General features: G+C 52.1%; 1 protein-coding gene and 1 pseudogene. Both read right to left on the bottom strand.

Annotated features, from left to right (window positions below; all coding sequences use genetic code 11):
• The coding region (locus HV796_RS42430; protein WP_175233573.1) for an AMP-binding protein at positions 1-300 on the bottom strand (300 nt) is incomplete at its 3' end.
• A gap of 689 nt (positions 301-989) precedes the next feature.
• Positions 990-1,232: pseudogene (locus tag HV796_RS42425) on the bottom strand (transposase domain-containing protein); the annotation flags it as partial.
• Positions 1,233-1,349: the final 117 nt, after the last annotated feature.

Raw genomic sequence — 1,349 nt, 5'->3', positions numbered from 1 at the left:
GCTTTGCTCCAGGATGAGCTTCTTCCTCTCACTGGGGTGTTGGTAGTCAATCGGAACGTATACCGCGTTGGCCTTCAAGACACCGATGATGGCCACGATATAGTCGATTGAGCGGGTCGCTTCGATGGGAATCAGCGCTCCGCCGTTTAATCCGCGTTCAAACAAAAGGTGAGCGACAGCGTCGCTACGTACCGCAAGCTCGCCGTACGTCAGGGTCGTCGATCCACTCGCTAGAGCGATTCCATCTGGCGACAAGTTAACCTGATTATCGAGTAAGTCTAAAACCGTTTTGATGATCATGTTTACGTGTTCTCATTTGAAAAGCATGGCTACGGCCAGGAGAAAGGCGAATGTCTTTGACGCACTGGCTGCGCATAGCGTGAAAACCTCAAACTTGCTTGACGAGCCGTAGATGCGACGTCGAATTGGCGGAAGGTTTATTTATGCGCCAAATCTCCATGAGATTAGTCTATTCGCCTCGGACACTTTCAGTCGAAGTTATTACGTGCACTTTTTAATATTTTTCTGTTATAGATTGAACTGGGGTAAACGCTCATTATTTGAAATTCATTTATTTTAAGTGGGATGCATACTCAACCAGCATTTTCACAGACGAGACATCATTATTGCGTTTTTCATAAGGAAATCTTGGCAGATCGCATATACAACAGGATTCAGATATCGACCGGGCGCATTTATGGGATATTGTGCTCGTTCCGATCGTACGATCGCCGCCATGAGCCCGTCTCGCGCATTCGAGCCATCTGAGCTTCATCGCGGAAATTTATCGCGGTAGGAATGTCCATTCCTGGACCCCCCCGCACAGATCCCGGCGTGCCCGATTCGGGCACCGGGCTCCTACCTTGGGTGTTTGACGGCAAACCGCTGATCGGGCCACGGATGAAGGATTCAAGGTTTGGGGAGCCAGACATCTGCGAGCCGGTTCATTGTAAGCGGTCAGCGAAGCACGTCCCTGCCTTCGACTTGCGCTACTGATTTTTTTCCGGAACGGGTGTGCCAAGCTTCCATGGCAGCAACACTTCGTAGTCCTCGAGCGTCTTTGCGTAGGGCAGTGCCTTGAACAGGTCGACGAGGTACGCGTAGGAATCGATGCGGTTGGCAATGCATGTCTGAACCAGCGAATACAGGTTTGCGGAGGCCTTCGCGCCTCCCACCGAGTCTGCAAAGAGCCAGGCACGGCGCCCCAGGCAGAATGGCCGGATCGAATTCCCGACCGTATTATGCCGCGTCATGAATCCACGGACACAACGGTTAGGCGGATCTCTGTTCCCTGTCGCTCCGGCTGTCGGCATTAACGGATCTGGAGGTTTGTAACGTGTCGGTGCAAC

Origin of the sequence: Paraburkholderia humisilvae, assembly GCF_902859855.1 — a bacterium.
Lineage (GTDB): Bacteria > Pseudomonadota > Gammaproteobacteria > Burkholderiales > Burkholderiaceae > Paraburkholderia > Paraburkholderia humisilvae.
This window is presented reverse-complemented; position numbering and strand designations above follow the sequence as displayed.